General features: G+C 41.3%; 9 protein-coding genes and 3 pseudogenes. 1 reads left to right on the top strand and 11 read right to left on the bottom strand.

The features are described 5' to 3' along the window. Positions 1-54: 54 nt before the first annotated feature. The 7 genes from KZC02_RS00405 to polA all read right to left on the bottom strand — a co-directional run bounded on the left by KZC02_RS00405 (position 55) and on the right by polA (position 17,490). Positions 55-1,587: a SusD/RagB family nutrient-binding outer membrane lipoprotein gene (locus KZC02_RS00405; protein ID WP_221392289.1), complete on the bottom strand. Its 1,533-nt coding sequence runs from the start codon at positions 1,585-1,587 to the stop codon at positions 55-57. A gap of 12 nt (positions 1,588-1,599) precedes the next feature. After that, complete coding sequence (locus tag KZC02_RS00400; RefSeq protein ID WP_221392288.1) at positions 1,600-4,788, bottom strand: SusC/RagA family TonB-linked outer membrane protein; 3,189 nt, start codon at positions 4,786-4,788, stop codon at positions 1,600-1,602. A 396-nt stretch (positions 4,789-5,184) separates the two neighbouring features. Then, positions 5,185-7,182, bottom strand: a complete 1,998-nt coding sequence (locus KZC02_RS00395) for a plastocyanin/azurin family copper-binding protein (RefSeq protein ID WP_221392287.1) — start codon at positions 7,180-7,182, stop codon at positions 5,185-5,187. Positions 7,183-7,275: 93 nt separating this feature from the next. Continuing rightward, positions 7,276-9,006, bottom strand: a complete 1,731-nt coding sequence (locus KZC02_RS00390) for a family 16 glycoside hydrolase (RefSeq protein WP_221392286.1) — start codon at positions 9,004-9,006, stop codon at positions 7,276-7,278. Between the two features lie 214 nt (positions 9,007-9,220). After that, positions 9,221-10,696 (bottom strand): SusD/RagB family nutrient-binding outer membrane lipoprotein, encoded by a 1,476-nt coding sequence (locus KZC02_RS00385; protein ID WP_221392285.1) that lies wholly within the window; start codon positions 10,694-10,696, stop codon positions 9,221-9,223. A gap of 22 nt (positions 10,697-10,718) precedes the next feature. Continuing rightward, positions 10,719-14,054 carry a SusC/RagA family TonB-linked outer membrane protein gene (locus tag KZC02_RS00380; protein WP_221392284.1) on the bottom strand — a complete coding sequence of 1,112 codons (3,336 nt, stop codon included), beginning with the start codon at positions 14,052-14,054 and terminating at the stop codon, positions 10,719-10,721. A gap of 544 nt (positions 14,055-14,598) precedes the next feature. Then, on the bottom strand, positions 14,599-17,490 hold the full coding sequence (gene polA / locus KZC02_RS00375; RefSeq protein ID WP_221392283.1) for a DNA polymerase I: 2,892 nt from the start codon (positions 17,488-17,490) through the stop codon (positions 14,599-14,601). Between the two features lie 522 nt (positions 17,491-18,012). Between polA and KZC02_RS00370 the strand changes: the two are divergent. Beyond that, positions 18,013-20,029 (top strand): annotated as a pseudogene (locus KZC02_RS00370) (S9 family peptidase). A gap of 148 nt (positions 20,030-20,177) precedes the next feature. Here the strand turns inward: KZC02_RS00370 and KZC02_RS00365 are convergent. The 4 genes and pseudogenes from KZC02_RS00365 to KZC02_RS00350 all read right to left on the bottom strand — a co-directional run bounded on the left by KZC02_RS00365 (position 20,178) and on the right by KZC02_RS00350 (position 24,194). Continuing rightward, positions 20,178-21,457, bottom strand: a pseudogene (locus KZC02_RS00365) (O-acetylhomoserine aminocarboxypropyltransferase/cysteine synthase family protein). A gap of 137 nt (positions 21,458-21,594) precedes the next feature. Next, positions 21,595-22,068 (bottom strand): annotated as a pseudogene (locus KZC02_RS00360) (NADPH-dependent FMN reductase); the annotation flags it as partial. Positions 22,069-22,197: 129 nt separating this feature from the next. Continuing rightward, complete coding sequence (locus KZC02_RS00355) at positions 22,198-23,139, bottom strand: YafY family protein (RefSeq protein WP_221392281.1); 942 nt, start codon at positions 23,137-23,139, stop codon at positions 22,198-22,200. 41 nt (positions 23,140-23,180) lie between these two features. Continuing rightward, positions 23,181-24,194, bottom strand: a complete 1,014-nt coding sequence (locus tag KZC02_RS00350) for an LLM class flavin-dependent oxidoreductase (protein ID WP_221392280.1) — start codon at positions 24,192-24,194, stop codon at positions 23,181-23,183. Between the last annotated feature and the right edge of the window lie 6 nt (positions 24,195-24,200).

Raw genomic sequence — 24,200 nt, 5'->3', positions numbered from 1 at the left:
ACCGCCGACTGTCAATAGCCGAAAGCTGATTGCCGACGGCCGATAGCCGCCGCCTTATTTATCCCAAAACAGCGGTGTTCCCAATTCATCAGGCCCCATTCGTGACACAGCTTCCTTATAATTCACTTCGTTGACTGATTTTTCAAGAACAGGGTATACCAGTCTGCGAATGAAATCTTTTACAGAAGGATCTTTACCAGGATAAGTATTGATCGGCAGTGTTGGAAATCCACTTCTCCTGAAATTGGCCCAGGCTTCGGAACCGTTTAAAAATGAGGAGATCCAATATTGGTTATTGATTAATTCGAGCCCCTTGGTTGCAACAAAAGGATTGGCAGTAATGTAAGCGGACTGATCTGCCGCACTAATTGCCGCTGACACGTCGTAATTTGTAATTTGATCCATATGTGCTTTGACGCCCGTTTCATACAATGTTTTTACATCTCCTGTAATCCAGCCTCTTACCACAGCTTCTGCCAGCAGCAGCTGTATTTGGGAATAGGTAATAAAAAATTCCGGTGCGTCTATTTTGCCCAGTGTTCTCCTGTTGATCTGTGAATATTTAAATGCCGAACCGATTTTTCCAGGAAAACCCGGTGAAGTCAGGATCGTTGATTCATTATAACCATAAGGCATACCTTCCTGATCGGCAGGCGTTTTATTTTCTGCCCCAGCTGTTGCGATAGGATTTCCGGGTGTTTCGTATTTTACGGAAATAACTTTTAAACGCGGATCGTTCGTAGTTTTAAGATAATCTACAAATGCTTTGCCCAGATATACATTTCCACGTTCGGTGCCCTGAAAATAATTGGCCAGCGGATGATTGAAAGTGCTGTTAAACGCAATTAAAGCATTATCAGAGTTGGCACTAAGTAAACCGCCATTGGCTGGATCGGCTGCTTTTAAAACAATTGTCTTCGCTTTTGCCGCATCAATTTTGGAATAACGCATCCCAGCACGCAGCAACAAGGAATTCCCCAGTTTTTTCCATTGAGCTATGTTTCCCTTGTAAAAAAGGTCTCCGCTTTCAATGGATTTGGTAGCATCCAAAGCTTTTGTTCCTTCTTCAAGTTCTTTCAGAATATCCTCATAAATGATTTTCTGGTCATCGTATTTTGGCAAATTTATACCTTCCAGAAATGCTTTTCCGGCTTCAAAATAAGGAACATCTCCGTAGGTATCTACTAAAACCATGAACACATATGCTTTCCAGATCCTGGCCATATTATACAAATTGCTTCGTGCCGGATTGTCTTTTGTAAAGTAAATAACGGTTGTCAAAAGATTTACCGGGCCATTTTGCAGATACAGCGAATTGAAATTTGCGTTAGAATTGGGATCAGAAACAGCATTGTGATTTCCACCTTCCAGCACACCTGTGTATGGAGTATTTATCTGCTGGACAATCTGCATCTGATAATTCTGGGTAGCAATGGCGGAACCGAATTGTGCATTAGAAAAAAGGTAAACCGGATCAGTTGTAGTTGCGAGGACCGGATTTTTATTAACATCCTCGAAACCGCTGTCACAGGCCGATGCAGCCGCGAATACGCAAATGATTGTCAGATATATGAATATTTTTTTCATCAGAAACTGAGTTTAGAATTTAAGGTTTAAATTGAGGCCATAACTTCTTGTAGTTGGAAGTGTATGTGTTTCAATTCCCTGCAAATTGTCGGAAGAAGAAACCTGGGCTTCGGGATCAAGATTATCAATATGTTTTTTGATCAGCCAAAGGTTGTTGCACATGGCGGTCAGGCTTAATCCTTTGATGAAAGTTTTATCTTTTAGAAAGCTTGAAAAATCATAACCTGCTGAAAGGCTGCGCCACCGGATAAAGCTTCCGTTATAGATAAAGGGAGTGGCCAGGTTAGTACTTCTATAAGCGGTATAAAATTGTTCTGCTTCAACACGCGTTGTGTTAGTGCTTCCATCACCATTTACACCTTCCAGTAATACGCCGCCTTCCCGTCCGACCAGTGAGGATTTAGACAAACCTTCACGCAGGAAGTTCAGATTTGAATTTGAAATAATTTTGTTTCCGGATTTGAAATCTATTTGGGTTGTAATTCGTAATCCTTTGATATTAAGTGTATTTACCCATGCGCCAACCCACTTTGGAATTGCACTTCCAAACGTTGTAAGATTACCTTGCATTGGAAGGCCACCCGAAGTAATGATTTTTCCCTGTGGATCTCTCTTATAATCGAAGCCGCGAAGTGAAGCAAGTGGCATGCCCAATTCGTGCGACACCGTTCCGAAGAATTCACCTGTTCCAACATTGAGCCTGGGCTGGTTATTAGCAAGTTCTATTACTTTACTGATGTTGTAACTGGCGTTAAATCCGGTTTCCCAGCTTATGTTTTCAGTTCTGACAGGCACAATAGTTACCAAAAATTCAATTCCCTGATTTCGTAGTTTTCCTACGTTAACCTTGGTTTGGCTGAACCCGGAAGTATTGGAAATGTCGACGTTCAGGATTTCATCCACCGTATTTTTCCGGTACACCGACATGTCTACATTAAAGCGGCTGTCAAAGGTTTTAAATTCCAGGCCTACCTCAGTTTCCTTTACTTTCAGCGGCCTCAAATTAGCATTAGGACTTACTGTGGAAGGTATTGTTCCCAAGGCAGTTCCGTTAAAAGGATTGGCATTAATAGAATAATACAGGTTATCGGAATACGGATCGGTATCACCGCCAACTTCCGCATATGCTGCCCTGATTTTACCATAATTCAGCCAGTTAGGTGCTTTGCTGAATGCCTGGCTAAACACAAAACTAGCACTCACTGACGGGTACAAATAACTATTCGATTGCGGATTCAACGTAGAAAACCAGTCATTTCTGCCTGTTACATTCACATACAGATAGTTTCGGAATGAAAACTCGGCAGCACCATAAATCGAATTTACTTTTTTCTTGCTGTAACCGTAATTAGGGTTTTTAATTTGCCCGTTGGCTATGGTATACAGGTCGCGAACATAAAAATTGGTAACGGCCGTAGACATATTATCACTGATTTGTAACATCTGGTTTCCACCCAATGTAATGTCAATACCAAAATCACCAAAGGTTTTGTTGCCTCCAATTAATATATCCAGATTTCGTTCACGGAAAGTAGCAACATCCTGATAGTAATAGCCATTAAATCCAGTATTGACCGCACCAATCGAACGGGTTCCTGTTGGACGATTATAGTTGTATGGCCGGGTATAATAATCCTGGCCAATCCGTCCCTGAACAAACAGCCATTTGGCAACATCATAACGAACTGAAGTATTTCCAAAAATCCGGTCGCGCCTGACATTTTCAAATCTGTCGTATGCTACCCAATATGGATTGTTACGGTTAGTAAAACGTGCCAGTGGCATCTCATTACCGTTTACATCCTTTCTGTTTTTAAGCCAGTCGGTATCAATACTTGTTGCCAGGGTGTAGATCGTTGTATTGGCATTCATATCCTGGATACCAATCTGTGGCGGATTGTGGTTGAATTCGTTGGAATAATTTGCGTTGAGCTGGGCAGAAAGTTTGGGTGTAAATTTATAGGTCAGACCCAGATTGAAGATCTTTTTATGATAATCAGAATTGGGAATAATGGCATTTGCATCCGTATTGGCAAAGGAAAGCCGGAAATTACCTTTGTCATTACCACCTGAAAGTGCCACCGAATTTGTGAAATTTGTACCTGTCCGGTAAAACTTTTTGATGCGGTCTTTGTGTGCACTGTAAGGTTTCATCGAACCGTCGAATTGCGGGGTTGGCGCGCCGTCGAGTTTTTCACCGAATGCAAATACACCAGAACTTTGAGCTTCTGCCGTAGTGGTTGGCCTTTTTCCAAATTCACCCTGACCGTATTCATACTGAAAATCAGTATAATCCAAAGCTTCCTGAGCCTGGAAATTCGAATTGATTTCTACACCAATTCCTGACGATTTGCTTCCACTTTTTGTAGTAATAATGATGGCACCATCTTTAGCCCTGAAACCATATAAAGCCGCTGCTGCCGCACCTTTTAAAACGGTCATAGATTCGATGTCGTCCTGATTGATACTTTGCAAACCATCTCCTGAATCAGATGAACCGCCCGTTGGATTTCCCGTTCCGTTTCCATTGGAACCTCCCGCCGAAACGCTGCTGTTATTGATTGGGATACCGTTTACGATAATTAATGGAGAGTTATTTCCACCAAAGGAAGACTGTCCACGTATACGGATTTTGGATGAACCACCGGGACCACTCGCAGGAGGTGAAACATTTAAACCAGCCACTTTTCCCTGCAGGCTGTTTCCTAAGTTGGTGGTACGGTTAGTTGTTAACTCTTCTGCATTAACGGTTGCTGTGGAATAGCCCAGTTTTTTTGCATCACGTTTTATTCCCAATGCGGTTACCACCACCATTTCAAGATTACGTACATCCGGTTTTAAAACAACATCAAAATCGGTTCGTGTGCCGATCTGTACTTCCTGGGCAATGTAGCCGACATAAGAAAAGATCAAAGTTCCATCCCCTTCGGGAACATTAAGTTGAAACGTTCCTTCTGTGTTGGTGGCCGTTCCGGTTTTAGTACTTTTTACAACAATACTTACACCGGGCAATGGCTGTCCTTTTTCATCGGAAACTTTCCCGGTTACAGTACGGTCTGGGAATGAATTAAATTTACCATTGTAATGCAGTAAAGTACCGGCAAGGGATAAATTGGCGGAGATATGGACAATTAATAATTGGTAAAATACTATTGAGAAAATGCTGCATTTCAGCCATGATAATTTTCGGTATTTTTTCATACAAATGTTTGTTTAGTCAGGTTTCAGAAAAAGAAGCAAGGATTCTGAACATCCGTGGCGGATGCAACTGATTTGGAATGAGAAATGGCAGATGATATCAAAATCATCACCAAAAAAATGAAAGCAAAATTAACGTCAAATTATAGCATAGGCGAGGGGATTGGGTTTAAATTCTTAATAGTCAGATGGGATTGGTGTCAGAATTGTAGTTAAATATTTTTACAAAATCGCTGAATTGTACTACCGAAAGTAATGTGTGGTTTTTATCTCCTCAATGAAAATGGATTAATTCAGTAAAATAACCTGATTGGGATCTGTTACAAACAAAAAGAGCCATTTGCAATCAAATTGAGTGCAAATGGCTCTTTTCTAAATTACTTAATACTTAATTTACAGCTATTTTACTACATTCAGTTTACCCTGCATCAGAGTATAATGTCCAGGGAATGTACATACGTAAGTATAGGTTGCAGCCTGTTTTGGTGCAACAAAATAAATGGATTCTGATTTTTCCGGTTCTACGATATTGCTATGGAACAGAACATCACTGGTTTTAGGTACATAATTCATCTCAGACCCTTTTAAGCCAAGATTTAGTCCGGCTTCACCTACTTCATTCACTTTACCTGGTTTGGTAATCACCAGATTGTGAAGCATATCGTCATTGTTATTGAATACAAGTTTGATTTTACTGCCAGCTTTTACCTGTATTTCTGAAATATCAAATTTCAGTCCGGGAACAGTCCCGATAATAATGGTCTGGTCTGGCCCGGTTGTCCAGCTAGCAGGCATTTCGGTTACGCGTTTTGCAGAAGCCGCTGTTGAGGCTACTGCTACTGTTTCAGTCACAGAATGGTTACTGTGATCCATGGCAACTGCTTTAACGGTTGTTGTAAACTGTGCACTGCTGGCAGCATTTCCGCTTGCAATTTCGTTCAGTGTGTAATAACCGGTAGCATGTAACAAGCCATTTCCCTCTGTTGCTCGTACTCCTTCCGCTTTTATTTCGTGAATGTAACCTTTACGCAAAACCGCAGGATCGAGTACCAGTCTCACTTTCAGGCCATCGTCGGAAACAATAATACCTTTCAGAGGAACTTCCTTGGTATTTACGATCGGACTTCCGTAAGTATGATGGTATTCGTAAGTGAAACTATTCAGTTTATAGGATTCCTGATCAGCTGCTGTTTTTTTATCGACCGGCCTTGTGAAAGTTATTTCAAAACCATCTGGCATAGAACGAACGGTCTTCATTTCGAACGGCATTTTTCCAGTCCAGACAAGTCTTTGTATACCAAACTCTTCCTTACCTGTTGCTGACCACCCACGACTGGTTTGTCCTACAAAAACAGAACCGTCCAGGCCCCATTCCAGTCGCAGAATTCCTGACATAAATCCTTCGCGGAAAGGGAAAACAGTTCCCTGCCAAACACCGTTCACTTTTTCAAGATCAATACGGCTTATGTTACTATGTCCCTGGTCACCAGCAAACATTTGTCCGGTAAATGGCCCAAATGCACCATTAGTCAGATCTTCTACAAATCCAGCTGTGGAAATTCCTATTAAAGTATGCGGAAACCAAACTGCCGGGATTTTAAGACCTGGGGTACGTTTTGCTACATCATATAAAGGTTCATTGGTATCTGGAATATCTTCTGGTTTTAATGATACAGGAGAACCCGGTTCGCTGCTCCATCTCAAACCAGCAGGATTTCCGGCAAAATCTCCTTTATTCAATTGTGTCATACGGCCTGAACCAACCCAGTCACCCTGATTTTCGGTATAAAAAATTTCTCCTTTATAACTCCCGAAAGAAGATGGGGAACGGAGTCCGGTTGCATAAGGCGTAAGCGAACCGTCTTCGCCTAATTTTAGCATCCAGCCCCTCCATTTGGACTGACTTGCACCTTTTCCAATCCAGTCAAGGTTTAAGGTCACGATCATTTCACCGTTCGGAAGTTTTACCGGGCCGTAAGAATATTGATGATAATTGCCTGAAAGCGGCCATTTTGCAAAAGAATCGTATACATCTGCTACACCGTCATTATCGGTATCTGCAAGCCTGGTAACTTCGCCGCGCTGCGATATCAGAAAATCTTTACCGCGGTATAACAAACCTAATGGTTCATGTAAACCTGAAGCAAAGCGGTGAAATGAAGGCTGGCCGTCACCTTTGAGATATGGATTTCCGATCATCCAAACATCACCACGACGTGTGGATGCAGCAAGCCGGCCATCGGGAAGTGCCTGTAAGCCACCCACTTCCATTTTAATATTTTCAGGGATCGGAATGGTCACGATCCTGTAAAAGTCGTCTTCCTTATTTTGCCTGGATTGTGCCTGTACCGCGTTGCAGCCCAGGGAAATCAGCGTGGTTAATATTATATTTTTCATTTATTGATTCAAAAGATTCTAAGAAAATTTACTGTCTTCAGACTTTCCGGACAAAGACTGCCCAAGACTCCAGGACTTGGAAAGCCTGGTCGTCTACCAAAACATCATGTAACTCGTTGTCGTTGAAACAGGCAATAACAATTCTTTATTTTCACCAGCGGGACGAAGTACAACTTTTGCTTTTTTGTCTACCTGGATATAGTAACGGTTATCAACCTGATAAAGCCCCTTTTCAATCATCACAATATCTTTACCACTTCCCATCAATGAATACAGTGAGCCTTGTGGAGTTCCTTCAACCAAAAAAGTACGTGTGATGCCATTGTTATCAGATACCAACTGGTCGCTGATCGTAGCCGAACCAATTCCGTATCTGAATCCTGGAAAGCCTTTTGCATCAATTTTATATCCTAAAAAGTTAATATTTGAAGAATCCGGCCATGTTGTATTTATATTTTCAAGAATAGCAAGACTGCTTTTTCCTGAAACCGGAGCTGTAAGACCAGCGGGAGCTAATAGCTGAGGTTCACCACGTTCGTACCACATTTCGGTTACATTGGCAAAATTTCCGCGCCATGCCTGTAACAATGCACCCCGTCCAAGGTCAACTGTGTAATTCCAGCCGGCAGGGCTTCCTACCGAAATACAATGTGTCCTTTTGTTTTTTTCTCCATCCAGCAATACGAAAGAGCGCACCATTTCAGGACGCATTTCAGGTATCACTCCAATGTAAGGTTTTGGTTCCGGCTCTGGTAGTGAGGAAAGTACGTGCAAATCATAAGGCCTGATTCCCGCCTTTTCTACACGTAATCCCAATGCAGGTTGTCTCCATGGGAAACGCGAGTAATGCATTTTAAATTTATGGGTTCCCTGTGTCAGATTAACTGAACCCGAATAGTTTTCCTGAGAAGTAGCTTCACCATTGGAAATAACACTTTTTCCATCCACATCCAGGGAAAAGATATTACCCGAATAAATAGTTGTAAATATATAATCTCCTGCTTCAGCCACCACCATATCACCTTCGTACATCAGGTGAAATTCACGCATCCCATTTGTCACTTCCTGAGTAAGAACAGCCGATTTGCCTTCATGATCAAGCTTGCTGTATACTTCCTTGCTATCCCATTTATCCGAATAAACCTTGTAGGCCAGATTCGAAAGAATAAGTGGCTTACTGCTTGCAAGTAACTGATAACCAATATTACGGAAAGCGATTGTTCCTTTAGTTACTTCCAAAGCGAGCGGTTCCGGACTTGTCACCGATTTAGTTGTTGGTAAATAAACTGTTTCCAAAACAGTTACACCATTAAGATTCAGTGAATTTAATCGCGCGGAATTGGGTAACTGAGGAAGTGAGGCATCGTAAGCGACTTCAATGGTTTGCCATAATCCGGGTGCTTTTGCAGCATTTTGCGTTGGAAACTGGCCAATGAAACCAGAAGTCAATGCATTGGCGGTTTTTTGCTGATAGCTGTCGGACAAGCGGATTTTTTGCCCGCCTGGTAACACAATGTTTCCTTCGGCTCCCGACGAAACCATGAATTCAAGTGACAACCGCAGATCATTTGCTTTCAGTTTGGTGGTAATAGGATTTCCTGCATTTCCTACCAAAACTCCATCGCCTGATTGTATTTTGATCTTGGCAAAACCGGCCGGATGAATTGAAATACTGCTCTGAACAGACCAGTTGGCACCGCTGGTTTCAAACGAATTGAGGTCTTTAAGGGGTAAGGGGGAATAGTTTCCTTTTCCGGTCTGAGCTGCCACCATGAGCGGACAAGCCAGGAAAAGAAGAGAGATTTTATGAATCAAATACTGCATTGGATTTATTAAGTGTAATGTTTACAATTATAACGCGAAGTTCGCACTTTTTTCTACTAATATATCCCGAATTATTATGAATTTTTCCAAAATTGAAATACAGCTTTTGTTATAAATCGCTAACTGGCACAAAAAGAAAGGAAGTCAGGTTTTTTATGCCTGGCTTCCTTTCTTTTTAAAGCAACATATTAATTAAATTTTAATCTTATTGACTTCATTTATCCCACCAAACCGGCGTGTTATAGGTATCAGCGCCTTGTCTGGCAACGGCTTCGGTCAAACTGGCTGCATTCAGTGTTTGTTCACTTCGCGGATAAGCAAACCGAACCGGAACCTTTCCGCCGTTTACGTTATCAGGCCCAGCAGTAACAGCTGGAATACCCGTACGACGCCAGTCAAACCATGCTTCGAGGCCGGTAAAAAACAAGCTGATCCATTTTTGTGTACCAATCAGTGTCAATGCATTGGCCTCATTATACGCAACACCAGCACTTGTCAGGTAGTTGGCAGGTATAGTTACATCAGAATAAATAAATGCCGATTTTACTCCTTCTTCATAATACCATTGTGCGGTTTTAGCAGAGGTAATCAGGCCTTTTTTGACAGCCTCGGCCAGTATAAATTGTAATTCAGGATAACCCATGATATATCCTTTCGCTACGTTCAGGCCTCGATCCGTGATAGAACCTTTGTAAAACAGTGCTCCTGCACGGGAAACATTGTTCGGGCCACCTGCGTAATCCAGTGCTGCAACCTCATTCAGGCCGTTGGGAACACCCGTATATTTTGGAGTTCCTGCAGCAATTGATGCATCTGTTGGCTGTGCAAATACAGTAATCCTTGGATCAGCAAGTGCAGTCAGCTTATCACCCAGGTTCTTACTCAAACGGAATTCATCAAACGAACCAGACCTCGCTGTATATAAAGGAAACTGGTTAGGAGCAGAGGTAAGGTAACGTAAAGTACCATTATCAGCATTTTTATTGGCTTCGCTGAAAATTGGCGTTGCCGTTGCATCAGCCAGGATTGCCTGCATTTCTGCCTTTACATCTTTTACATTAGAAATTCGCAACAAATACCGAAGACGCAGACTATTGGCAAGTTTTTTCCATTTGGCCACGTCACCATTGTAAATCAGATCGCCCACTACCACCTCTCCCGGACCGAGTAAATCGTTTGCAATTTTCAGATCGCTCAGAATACCAGCATAAATTACTTCCTGCGTTTCGTATTTAGGCTGAAATATGCCTGTTACGCCTTTGGTAGCTTCTGTATACGGAACATCACCGTAGGCATCAGTCAGCAACGAATACATCCATGCACGCATGATCAGTGCAATTCCTTTGTAATTTTTGGCATTATTCTGGTCGCTCAATTCTATGAGCAACTGTACATTGCGCAGGTTATCATACATATTGTTCCAGAGCCCGTCACGGTCGCCCCAGGTATAACGGTCTTCCGAAACAAACTGGATTTTGGCCGTATGCTGAATCACAATATTGCCAATACTCCAGCTCTGGTCAACCATCTGGTTTACTGCCGTTCTGATAATTCCAGGCAATAACAGATCAGGAGTTACATCTGTGATAGCGTTGGGATCGGTATTTTTTTCTACGAAATCGTCTGTACAGGAAGGCAGGAAAAATAATCCCGCAGCCATGATCAGTATATATAGTTTTATCTTTTTCATAATCCTTAAAGTTTTGGCTCAATTAAAAGTTAAATCCAAGATTGAAACCCCAGCTGCGCGTAGTTGGCATACCGACTGACTCAATACCCGGAACGATTGTTCCACCGTCCAAAGACGAAGTTTCCGGATCAATATGCGGCACCTTGCTCCACACAGCGAGATTACGGCCCACAACAGATATATTCAAACCTTTAATTTTTGCTTTGGATAAATATTTGGCAGGAACCGTGTAACCTAACCTCATTTCACGAAGCTTTGCGTATGATGCATTGAAAATTCCGCCTTCAGGAATATCGCGGTTTCCGGTACGTGACTGGTGGTATTCCCTTGCAGTCAGTTTAACATCATTTACCCGATAAGTTCCGTCAGCATTTTCAATCACACCCTGAGCAATCACTCCGTTTTCTGGCAAGGTAATATCATACCCGTTCTCACGGCCTTCCAGCGTCTCAATTACCTGTCCGGCTTCCAGGCCAACTACATAAGTCTGTGAAAAAACCTGGCCTCCGTGGCGAATGTCCAGTAATCCTGTTAGACTGATATTTTTGTAAGTGAAAGTATTACGAATCCCGGTCATCCAGTTTGCATTATAATTACCTACTTTGATCAGGTTATTTGTACTTAAAAACCGGCCTGATTCATTCAGTACCTTTTGTCCGTAATAAGGGCTATTTTTATCTTCAACACGTTTAAAACCAATTGCATACATATCACCCATGCGTTGGCCAACCTGTGCGCGGATTGAAACGCCATGACGTCCTGCCATTTGATAGTCTTCCACTTCGCCATCAAATTCCACAACTTTGCTTCTGTTGGCTGACCAGTTTACATTGATATCCCATCTGAAATCACCAATCTGTATGGGTGTTCCGGTAAGCATAAGTTCGTAACCGTAATTCCTGATTTCACCTGCATTTACAATCCTTGTATCATAACCGGATGTTACAGAAACTGGTACAGACGGAAGTATCTGATTTCGGGTATTGATATTATAAAACGTAAAATCCAGGCCGGCGCGGCCTTTCAGGAAACGCCATTCTGTACCAATTTCAAAAGAAGTACTGATTTCCGGTTTCAGGCTATAGTTAACAAGCCTGCTATTGGAAGTATAAACCGGATAATCACCCCATGGATTATCCCGCACATAACCGGAAGTGAATCTGTACGGATCGGTATCATTACCAACCTGAGCCAGACTCGTACGGATTTTACCAAAAGAAACCCATTCAGGCATTTTTACAATATCACTCACAACTGCACTCAGAGAAGCAGACGGGTAGAAATAAGAATTGATTGTTTGTCCCAGTGAATCCGCAGCGGCTGGTAAAGTCAAAGCAGTAGACCAGTCATTTCTTGCTGTTACATCCAGGAACAGATAATTATTCCAGCCAAACTGTACCGATCCGTAAACGCTGTTCACCACTTTATTGATGTCATCAATTGAACTTACGAGTGCAACCCTGGTATTGTTAAAACTGAAAATTCCCGGAATCAAAAGCTGTGGAGCCGTTACTTCAAAGTTATTAGTTTTGCTGATCTGGCGGTTTCCTCCCAGATTTGCTCCGATCGTGAATTTATCATTGATCTCTTTGGAAGCATTAAAAAGAAAATCAAAGTTGGATTCGCTGTTTTTAACGCGTTCTTCACGGTAACTTCCGAATGGAAATCTTTGTGTACTGAAAGCCCGTCTCCGTTTTCTCAGGTCATTGTTAAAATCCGTTCCGCCCCTTACCTGTAAGTTAAGCCAGTCCGTAAAATTGTACCGGACTGCAATATTTCCGAAAACACGGTTTGCATTCTGGCTGTTCGTATTTTCGTAAAGGTTAAAATAAGGATTGTCGTGATAATTGTAATTGAAGTTATACTGCTGCCTGTTCTCCATTCCCGGAATCCAGTAATCTTTCAGGCTATTCAGGTCCACATGCTGTCCCATCCAGTTATGCAGCAAATAAATGATGCTTTCTGTTCCGTATGTCAGGTTCGGGCGGTTGTCGCTCAATGAATTGACATAATTGGCAGAAATACGTACCGACAGTTTTGGGGAAAGATTATAACCTGTATTGATTGCAAATGTGTTACGTTTTATATCCGTATTAGGAATAATTCCTTTTTGATCCAGAAGTGTATACGACAATCGGAAATCACCTTTTTCATTAGAACCGGTAACTGATACGTTGGTATTATTTGTAATACCGGTATCATAAAATTTCTTTAGATTATTACCTGGTAAAAATGGGGTAGGAGTAATGGTTCCCCGTGCTGCAAGGTCCGCCGGAGTTCCTAATGCACCATCATCTACCAAAGAAATATCACCGCCTCGGTAACCGTTTGACGTCGGTGAATTATGTTGTGCAATCAACCGGCCATCCATTTTTGGTCCCCAGCTTTCGTCCACTCCATCTCTTATACCACCACCGCTACCGTCCACAAAACTGAATTCTCCGTTATTTCCTTGTCCATAAACTTTCTGGAAGTGAGGAAGCACCAAGGGATTTTCAAATGTCAATCCGGCATTGATAGAAATACCCAGGCCTTTACTGTTTTTTCCTGACTTGGTGGTGATAACAATTACACCATTGGCACCCCTTGATCCATAGAGCGCTGAGGCATTGGCACCTTTCAGGACTGTCATTGATTCCACATCATCCGGGTTGATCAGTGAAGCGCCATTACCATAATCCAGTTCCTGAAAATCACGGCCGCTTGAACCAGTCAGAGCATTTGTAATCGGAACGCCGTCAATTACAAAAAGAGGCTGATTTTTGTTGATATCCAATGATTTATCTCCACGGATAGTAATACGCGCCGACCCTCCGATACCACTCGGACTGGCCATTACCTGCACCCCTGCAATTTTTCCGGCAAGGCCGCTGACGAAGTTGGTCTCACGGGCTTTGTCAAGATCTGTCCCTTTTAATTCCTGTACAGCATAACCAAGGCGTTTGGTTTCCTGCTTGATACCCAACGCAGTAACTACTACTTCATTCAGGTTTCTTGCATCCGGCACCATCGTAATATCAATCGCTATACTGTTCCCAACTTCTTTTTCCTGGGATAAATAACCTACGTAAGAATAGATCAGCGTTGCGCCATTGTCAGGAATTGTGATCTGGTATTTACCTTCCGAATCCGAGATCGTTCCGGACGTACTGCCCTTCAAAACGATGCTGACTCCGGGAAGTCCGACACTGCTTTCATCTGTAATTTTACCTGTAATTGTTTTATCAGCTCTTACCTGGTGGGAAATTGTAATGCCCGCATTGGAATAAGTGGCGGCGCTGCCAAACAACAAGGCCTGATACAGGATAATCCTTGAATATTTCCGGATACTATTTGGAAACAGTAATTTTTTTAACATAAGTTAGATGTTTAAGGTGAGTAGCAGGTTACTTTTCAATATCTGATGGGATTATGAAAAATAATTTTTAAGAAAAAAGAAAATTCAGTGCGGCTGAAAAGATTTCTTCATCATTCATTCTTCTCCATAGGCACATTAAATTTGTGAAAATAGAAAAACTACGGACAGGCAATTAAATGAATTTTATACCTGGAAATAAGCTTTTAGTACTTTTAAAAGCACTTTTAAGGCTATTATGTTTGAAATTATATTGGAAAAAATAAGAACAATAATTCAAACTTTCAATAGCATGTAATTAAAATCCATATTAATCAGGAATGCTTTCAGTTTTAATTTGAAATCCATTTTAATCCTTGTAAAAATTTAACAGACATACCAGTTAATTGCAACATTGAAGTTTTAATAAAAATGGTTTTAACGTAAAAATGAAGAATTAATGAATTGAAACGAAGGCTCTAATAAAACGTAAAAACTCAATCCGCTTATGGATTGAGTTTTTATTTTTAAGTAAACTATAAATCTTAATTAACTCAGAAAACGCATCTCAATGTGCTTCCAGCCAATTGGCACCAATACCTATTCCGGTTTCCATTTTTACAGGCAGAGGAATTGCAAGTCTCATCAGTTCATCCACTTTTTCTTTTAACAGAGGGATTTCGTCCCGGTGTGCATCGAATACAAGTTCATCGTGTACCTGTAAAATCATACGTGATTTCAGCTTTTCATTAATAATAAAATCATGGATATTAATCATGGCCACCTTGATCATATCTGCCGCTGAACCCTGGATTGGCGCGTTTATGGCATTTCGCTCGGCATATCCGCGGTTAGTCTGGTTACGAGAATTAATATCAGGAACATATCTTCTTCTGCCAAGAATCGTTTCTACATATTCTTTATCCCGTGCATCATTTACCACTTTATCCATGTATCCCTTCACAGCCGGAAATTCTTCAAAATAAGCTTTAATAATTTCGGCAGCTTCACCACGCGGAATGGACAGCCTTTGTGCAAGACCGAATGCAGAAATACCATAGATAATTCCAAAATTGACCATTTTGGATTTTCTGCGCATATCCGATGTCACATCCTCCAACGCAACTTTGAATACTTTACTAGCCGTGGTTGCATGAATATCACGCCCTTTGTTAAATGCGTCGATCATACTTGCATCCATACTGAACGCGGCCATTATACGCAATTCGATTTGGGAGTAATCAGCTGATAAAATTTGAAACTCTTCATTATCAGGTACAAAGGCTTTGCGAATCTCCCGTCCGCGATGTGTACGTATAGGTATATTCTGTAAATTCGGGTTGGTTGAACTTAAACGTCCGGTAGCTGCAACTGCCTGATTGTATGAGGTATGTATTCTTCCCGTCCTGGGATTGACCAGCAACGGCAGTGCATCCACATATGTAGATTTTAGCTTTTGCAACTCCCTGTAATCCAGTATTTTTCTCGCTATAAGGTGTTCATTTTCGAGTTCAGAAAGAATTTCTTCTCCGGTAGCGTATTGGCCGGTTTTCGTCTTTTTAGGTTTGGCGATCAGTTTCATCTGATCAAACAGTACCTCACCCAGCTGCTTTGGAGAACTGATGTTGAACGATTGCCCTGCCATCTCAAATATCTCGGATTCATACTGCCGAATATCGCCTTCCAAAATTCCGGACATTTCTTTCAATGCATTAATATCCAGATTTACACCTTTGCTCTCCATATCCGCCAGTACCTGTAATAAAGGCATTTCCACCGTTTCAAACAGTTTGACAGCATTTACTTTGGGCAATTCCTGCGAAAAAATGGTATTTAACTGAAATGTAATATCCGCATCTTCTGCTGCATATTGCGTGATTTCTGGAATGGCGACATCGCGCATATTTCCTTGTTTTATTCCTTTTTTTCCAATTAACGATGTGATGGAAACAGGATCATAATTCAGATAAGATGCAGCCAAAATATCCATTCCGTGCCTTTTGTCGGGTTGCAAAAGATAATGGGCAAGCATTGTATCACTTAGCTTACCTCGTACATCAATATTATAATTTTTAAGGACCAGCAAATCATATTTGATATTCTGCCCGATTTTTACAATTGCTTCATTTTCAAAAACCGCTCTGAAATATTCTACAATATCCTGTGCTTTTACCTTATCAGCCGGTACCGGAATATAAAATGCTTCCCCCGCCTGATATGAAAAAGATAGACCGACCAGATCAGCTCCAATGGCATCCAGGGAGGTTGTTTCTGTATCAAAACAAAAAGCATCCTGTATACTCAGATAATGCGCCAGACTGGTCAGCAATTCCGGTGTATCTACGGTATGGTAACGGTGTAATGTATTGTCGATGGTTTTCTTTTGCGTGGATAAATGAATGTTTTCATCCAGTAAAACTCCATCCGGATCCGCAAGTACTTCTGTGATTTCAGCGGGTTGCTGGCCAATTTCCTGAGCCGGATTTCCAAATAAATCCATTTGCCCCGTTCTATCAGCAGCTTTTGTTTTGGGAGTTGGTGTGAGAACTGCCGCAGGTTGTGTAGCCGTTGTTGGCTGGGCAATGGCTAGTACTCTCGGGCGTAAGGATTTAAATTCAAGTTCGTCGAAAAGCTCGATTACTTTTTCGGCATTTACCGGACAAATAGTAAGGTCTTCTGCATCAAAAGGAACAGGAACATTGGTGTCAATTGTTGCCAATTGCTTGCTCATGATCGCCTGTTCATGATTTTCCCTGATCCGTTCGCCAAGTTTTCCTTTTATTTCGTCGCCATGCGTAAGGATATTTTCGAGTGTGCCATATTCAGCAATCAGTTTTTGTGCCGTTTTTTCACCCACCCCCGGTATACCTGGTATATTATCGACCGCATCACCCATCAGTCCGAGCATATCTATAACCTGGTCAATACGCTCAATTTGCCAGCGGTCAAGTATTTCCTGCACTCCCAGAACTTCGGGGCCTTTGCCCATAAATGCAGGCTTATATATGTGTACATATTTTTCTACCAGCTGTCCGTAGTCTTTGTCAGGCGTCATCATGTATACCTCAAAACCTTCTTTGGATGCTTCCTTTGCTATCGTTCCAATAATGTCGTCCGCCTCAAAACCATCGAGAACCAGGATAGGAATACACATGGCCTGCAAAAGTTTTTTCACTAACGGAATCGCCACAGTGATATCTTCCGGCTGTGCCTGGCGCTGCGCCTTGTAAGCCTCAAACTGGACATGCCTGAAAGTAGGGGCAGAGGTATCAAACGCTACACCAATGTGGGTAGGCTTTTCTTTATGTAATACTTCAAGTAACGTATTTGTAAATCCAAAAACTGCACTTGTATTAAGTCCTTTCGATGTAATTCTCGGGGCTTTGATAAAAGCAAAATGGGCACGGTATATCAACGCCATGGCGTCGAGCAGGAAAAGCTTGTGAACTGGTTTATCCATAAGATCATTAATTTCAAAAATCAAATATAACGTTTGTGCAGGGATGAATCAGATGTATGTTTCATTTTTGTAGTTTTAAGGTGCTGTTATTGTCATCGAGGTTACACAGAGGGCCACAACGAATTGAGGAGAGACACAAAGATTTTTGTCCGGTTCTGTTAAAATTTCCAACATAGAGTATAGTTAGTAATTATTATTTTGGTTAAATCGTTTATTATCAACTATTTAACTAAATATATATTTAAAGAATAATATTAATTATATGTATAAAAAGTATATTTTTAATTAAACTAACTGTTCTAATAAAATGTAAAAGGTTTTTTATACTATTAATACTTTTAATATTTTCTATTTAATATAAACTTTTAGTACATATTTTAACAAAATGCTCCTATACGAATTATTTTATTGATTTTAACTGTTCTAATTTTTTCCTGTAATCAAAATAAAGAAGTGAAACAAGCATATCAATGGCCGGGTGCAACGCCGCCCGTAGCAGAAATGAAAGCGCATGAAACCGGAATGCACGGAGACAAACGCAATGATGAATATTACTGGATGGCCGATTTTTTCAGTAACGGTCCGGACAGTACAAAGGTGGTCGACTACCTGAAAGCTGAGAACGGATACACAGAAACCATGATGGCCGGAACCAAAAAGTTTCAGTCAGATCTTTACACGGAAATGAAAGGGCGTATCAAAGAGAAGGACGAGTCCGTTCCTGTTTTCAGCAATGGTTATTTTTATTATACAAGAAGTGAAGAAGGTAAACAATACTTTAAATACTGCCGTAAAAAAGGATCGCTGAGTGCACCCGAAGAAATTCTGCTGGATGTGGATGATCTGGCAAAAGACCATCCATATTATTCAGCAGCCGGTTTCAATGTAAGTCCTGATAATAAATTACTGGCTTATGGTGTCGACACGGTTTCGAGAAGGCAATACACGATCCACATTAAAAATCTTGAAACAGGTGAAACCTTGTCCGACGCAATTTTTCCTTGCGAGCGGGGGATCGGAATGGGGAAATGATAACAAGACTTTATTTTACACAGCAACGAATCCTAAAACCTTGCTGAGTGAAAAAATCAAAAGGCATACGTTAGGTACAGATGATAAACAGGATGTGGTAGTTTATGCCGAAAAGGACAAGAGCAATTACATCGGTGTTGGCAAAACGAAGTCTGAAAAATACATTATCATAGGCTCTTCAGCGACGATGTCATCGGAATACAGGATACTGGATGCGGACAATCCGGAAGGGAAGTTTGAGGTTTTCCAGCCAAGAATGAAAGATGTATTGTATGATATTGATCACCAGAATGATAAATTCCTGATCGTTACCAATAAAGATGCGCTGAATTTTAAATTGATGGAAACGCCTCTGAATAAAACAGGTGTAGAAAACTGGAAAGAGGTAATTGCGACGCGTAAAGATGTACTGCTGGAAGGAATTGATGTTTTCAAAGATTTTCTGGTTGTAACAGAAAGAAAAAATGGTTTGCTGCAGTTACGCATCCGTAACAATAAAACCAAAGATGAACATTACGTTGATTTTGGCGAACCGGCATACGCGGCCTATACAGGTTCCAACCCGGAATTCAACAGCACTTCATTGCGCTACATTTATACTTCACTGACGACGCCGAATTCTGTGTATGATTACAACATGGAAACAAAAGCCAAAGAATTGAAGAAAAGACAGGAAGTGGTAGGTGGCTACGATCCGGAAGAATATGTAACGGAAAGGTTGTATGCAACGTCCAAAGACGGATTGAAAATTCCTGTTTCGGTAGTCTATAAAAAAGGTTTTGAAAAAGACGGTAATGCTCCGTTACTGCTATACGCATACGGTTCATATGGAAACAGCATGGATGCGGGATTTAGCTCGACAAGGTTAAGTCTGTTGAACAGGGGTTTTGCATTTGCCATTGCACATGTACGCGGTGGGCAGGAAATGGGCAGGCAATGGTATGAAGATGGTAAGCTGTTTAAAAAGAAAAATACTTTTGATGATTTTATTGCCTGTGGTGAATATTTAATAAGCGAAAAATATACTTCAAAGGCTCATTTATACGCTGAAGGTGGAAGTGCAGGTGGTTTGCTGATGGGAGCCATTGCCAATCTTCGCCCCGATCTGTGGCATGGAATTGTGGCTGATGTTCCCTTTGTGGATGTGGTGACAACCATGCTGGATGAAAGCATTCCATTGACTACCAATGAGTTTGACGAATGGGGTAATCCGACTAACAAAGAATCATACTTCTACATGAAGTCTTATTCTCCATATGACAATGTTGTAAAAAAGGATTATCCTAATATGCTTGTAACGACGGGCCTGCATGACAGCCAGGTACAGTATTTCGAACCTGCTAAATGGGTAGCACGTTTGCGGACGCATAAAACAGATAAGAATGTGCTGATATTAAAAACGAATATGGATGCCGGCCACGGTGGTGCATCCGGAAGGTTCGAATATCTGAAGGAGATTGCTTTACAGTATTCGTTTTTGTTTGCTTTGGAAGGGATATCGGAATAGAGAGTTTCAACGAAGGGAAGGAGCGTTTGGGCAGAGGCCGTAGAGATTGTCTGTTCCAAATGAGAGAAGTCAACTTTTAAAAAGTTGACTTCTCTTTTAATTTCCAATGCACTATGCGTCAAACGCTCCTTCCTCTGCGTTGAAACCTTTACGCCAATGCCGCTTCGATATCTGCTATGATATCATCAATATGCTCAATTCCTGTTGAAATACGCAATTGAGTAGGTAATACTCCGGCTGCTATCTGCTCATTTTCAGATAACTGTGAATGTGTGGTGGATGCAGGATGGATTATCAATGTTTTGGCATCACCCACATTGGCTACGTTGCTGATCAGTTTCAGTTTATCAACGAAGGTTTCCGCTGTTTTTTTATCTCCTTTCAAGGTGAAGGAAAGTACGCCTCCAAATCCGCGCGTGAGATATTTTTTTGCCAGTCCGTGGTACTTATTACCTTCTAAACCAATGTAATTGACACCGTCGATTTTATCATTTTTTTCAAGCCATGTTGCGAGCTTTAATGCATTTTCAGCAATACGTTCAACGCGTAAAGAAAGCGTTTCCAGGCCTTGTAAAAAGAGGAATGAATTGAACGGCGAACCTGCAGGGCCCCAGTCACGTAATCCTTCAACACGGGCACGGATAATAAACTGGATATTCCCGAACGGCCCTGCACTTCCGAAAACGTCATTATAAACCATGCCGTGGTAACTTTCGGAAGGTGCTGTGAACTGGGGGAATTTACCATTACCCCAATTGTAATTTCCACCGTCTACAATTACGCCGCCGATAGAAGTACCATGGCCGCCAATCCATTTGGTTGCCGATTCAACAATGATATGTGCTCCGTGTTTAAACGGCTGAAATATGGCTCCTGCTGCTCCGAAGGTATTATCTACCATGAGCGGCAAATCGTATTTGGTGGCCAGTGCAGAAAATGCTTCGAAATCAGGGACACTGAAACTTGGATTACCTATGGTTTCCAGAAAGATGAATTTTGTTTTATCATCAATCAGTTTTTCGAAACTGGACACATCATCCCCATCAGCAAAACGGGCTTCAACACCAATATTTTTGAATGAATTTTTAAACTGGTTGTAAGAACCTCCGTATAAAAACGAAGTTGTTACAAAGTTGTCCCCGACTGTAGTGATATTATTGATAGCGATAAATTGCGCTGAATGGCCGGAAGCAGTTGCCAGTGCACCAACACCGCCTTCCAACGCAGCAATTCTTTTTCAAAAATATCAGTTGTCGGATTCATGATCCGGGTATAAACATTACCGAATTCCTTTAAAGCAAACAAATTAGCAGCATGTTCCGCATTGTTGAATACATAGGAAGTAGTCTGGTAAAGTGGTACTGCACGTGAGTTCGTCACCGGATCGGGCACCTGTCCGGCATGGAGTTGTAAGGTCTCAAATTTCATTGTGTAAAATATTTAATGGCTACGAAACCCAAAAGTAAATATTTTATACAAAGAATATAGGTTTTGTATTCTTTTCTTATTGTAAGGAATTTTATTATTAAATCAATATTTATTTACCAATCGAGTTGTTGTGTTCATCAGCCGATTATCTCCAAAAGATTATTAACCTGTAAACGAAGTTGGTCAATGGTTTGCTGGTCGGTAATCATGCCCGATGCACTCATCTTAATTTTGATATTGGGAATGGAAAGAGAGGATTGGTCATTCTTATTTGTCCCCAAAGCTGTTAACGTCAGAAGGAGGGAAGCGAGTGCTTTTTCCCCTCCGCTGTTTAATGGAGATGCGCTAATTGCAGATATAGGTTTTTCATTAAATTCTCCGGTAGAAACCGTCCAGTCCAGTGCATTTTTCAGCGTACCGGGAACGCCATATGCATATTCAGGAGTGCAAATAATAACTCCGTTTGCGGTTGATATTTCTTGCTTAAAAATTTTAATTGCTTCATTTTCATCATCTCCCGGGTTGAAAGGAGGTATTTGATCTAATTTTTCAAATAATTTAAATGATACATGATCTGGAAATAAACCAGTCAAAGCCTTTAAAATATTCGTATTGGAAGAGTTATCACAGAAGGCTTCCTGAAATTCCCAGAATGCTGATAATTTTGTTACTGCTCATTGTTATTATGTTATAAAAGTGCTGAGCCTTTCAAATTAAGTTTACCTGGATAAAACTAAAATTTATAATTTCCCGGAAATATCCAGAACAAGCTTTTTTAATTGTTCTTTTAATGACAGCGGCTCAATAATTGTAGCTTCCGGAGCGATCATCAAGTACCAGCGTGCAAAGCCTTCAAGTGAATTACTTAAAAAGGTCATCTCAATACTGTTACCAGAGACTTTTTCTGAGACAAAACCGTAATAATATTTTTGATCCTGAAAATACCTGGAAATGTTTCTGGGCACGAGAATGACAATCAACTTTAGATTTTGTTTGTCCTTTATTTTGGTTAAAAATTCATCCAGCGGAGCATGCTGATGTTGAAAAGGATGATCGGTTGGTTCTACTTTTTCAATTCTGTCTGAGCGAAAATTTCTGTAAGCATATCTGAGATGGCAATAGGCGATGGTGTACCAATAATTGGTTTCGTGATAAATCCCGACAGGCTCAATAATTCTTTCCGTTTTTTCCTCAGAATTTATTCCATGATAATCGATTCTGACTGCCTTGCGGTCGACTATACTTTTAAGAAGAGAATCGAGAACATTGCTTTCCAGTGAGTTAAAAGCGACATTCCTGCGCCTGACCTGTATATGGTTTTCGAGATTTTCCACCATTGATTTTTCACTGTTTCTCAAAACAGCTTTTATTTTATACATCGCAGACTGGTATTGCGACTGAGTTGGAAAATCGGTGAATTTTTCCATCAGTTTTTCTGCTGTTATAAATGTCCGTGCTTCTTCCTTTGTAAACATAACAGGAGGCAGGCGATAGCCCTCCATAAGAGAATAACCAACACCTGCCTCACCTATAATTGGTACGCCTGCTTCCGCAAGCGTATTCATATCTCTGTACACTGTCCGCAAACTGATCTCAAACCGTTGAGCCAAATCCTGCGCTTTTACAATCTTGCGTGATTGCAGCTGGATCAAAATTGCTGTAATACGGTCAAAGCGGTTCATTGGTGAGTTTGAGGTCTTTGTGATAAAACACAAAAATAACCTTAAACTACGGTCTCCCGCAAACTAAATGCTTCTGAAACCAATTCAAATGATCTGACTCTGTTTGACGCACTGTCTGCCATGGTCGAAATAATGATTTCGTCTACATCAAATTCATTGGCAAGTGCAGTAAGCTGTTCCTTTACATCCTCAGCTGTTCCTGAAATGATCCTGCCGCTGTTGTATCTGATCCGTTCAAGTTCACCAGCACTAAAACGGTAATTTCTGACTGTTTCTGCATCCGGGAAAGGTCCGAATTTTCCTCGTTCAAACTCTACCAAAATATAGTCCATCATTTTTCTCAGATCCCTGGCTTTTTCTTCCGTTTCGCCACAAAGAACAAATACGGAGAGCAAGGCATGTGGTTTCGGATATTGTTCCGATGGCCTGAATTGTTTGCGGTAAGTTTCCACGACATCTGGTCTGACAAAGCCATTGATAAATTTGGCAACCGCAAGCCCTAACCCGAACCTGGCAGCTATACTGCTGCTTCCACCGCTGGAACTAAGTATCCACTGCATGGGAATGGTTGCAGATTGTGGCGTAGCATAAATAAATCCGCGTTCGGTACCCGCTGTATCATTAAAAAAATGCTGTAAATGTTCCAGCTGACGCAGATAACTTGTTTCACTAAAATCATTGGAAGGATTGAGGATCGAAGAAGTGATCCTGTCTGTACCCGGAGCACGTCCCATACCCAGGTCAATACGGCCAGGAAAAAGGGTTTCAAGCATACGAAAATTTTCAGCTACTTTTAAAGCACTATGATTTGGCAGCATAATACCTCCTGAACCAATCCGGATATGATTGGTTGCGTCCGCCAGTTTCACCATGAGAACTTCTGGTGTGGAGCCTGCAATAAATGTAGAATTATGGTGTTCGGAAACCCAGAACCGGCTGTAACCAAGCTCTTCGGCCAGTTTTGCCGTAGCAACAGTTTCCAGAATGGCTTCCTGAACTGTACTTCCTTGTCTTACAATGGATTGGTCGAGTATTCCTAATTTGATATGAGTCATTGCTTC

It is taken from the genome of Dyadobacter sp. NIV53 (assembly GCF_019711195.1).
Lineage (GTDB): Bacteria > Bacteroidota > Bacteroidia > Cytophagales > Spirosomataceae > Dyadobacter.
This window is presented reverse-complemented; position numbering and strand designations above follow the sequence as displayed.